This is a genomic window from Heliobacterium chlorum (assembly GCF_014502795.1).
GTDB lineage: Bacteria > Bacillota > Desulfitobacteriia > Heliobacteriales > Heliobacteriaceae > Heliobacterium > Heliobacterium chlorum.
The window spans coordinates 1-370 of the sequence record NZ_JACVHF010000192.1; the positions used below are offsets into that span (position 1 = coordinate 1).

The 370-nt window shown below is 44.9% G+C and carries 2 rRNA genes; both read right to left on the reverse strand.

Annotated features, from left to right (window positions below):
• Positions 1-24: 24 nt before the first annotated feature.
• Positions 25-139 (reverse strand): 5S ribosomal RNA (gene rrf / locus H1S01_RS20945).
• 70 nt (positions 140-209) lie between these two features.
• Positions 210-370 (reverse strand): 23S ribosomal RNA (locus H1S01_RS20950); the annotation flags it as partial.

A 370-nucleotide genomic window follows, 5' to 3' on the forward strand; every position in this document is an offset into this window, starting at 1 on the left:
GCTCATCGCATCCATACGATATTTGCCTGGCAACGTCCTACTCTAGCGGAACGTCAGTCCGACTACCATCGGCGCTAAGGAGCTTAACTTCTGTGTTCGGCATGGGAACAGGTGTGACCTCCTTGCCATTGTCACCAGACAAATGAATGATTATACATTCAAAACTAGATAGTAAGTAAGATTTTGCGTCGCAAAACGTTTTTTAAAAATTGATTAAGTCTTCGATCGATTAGTATTCGTCAGCTCCACGTGTCACCACGCTTCCACCTCGAACCTATTAACCTCGTCATCTTCGAGGGATCTTATAACCGAAGTTGGGAAATCTCATCTTGAGGGGGGCTTCATGCTTAGATGCTTTCAGCACTTATCC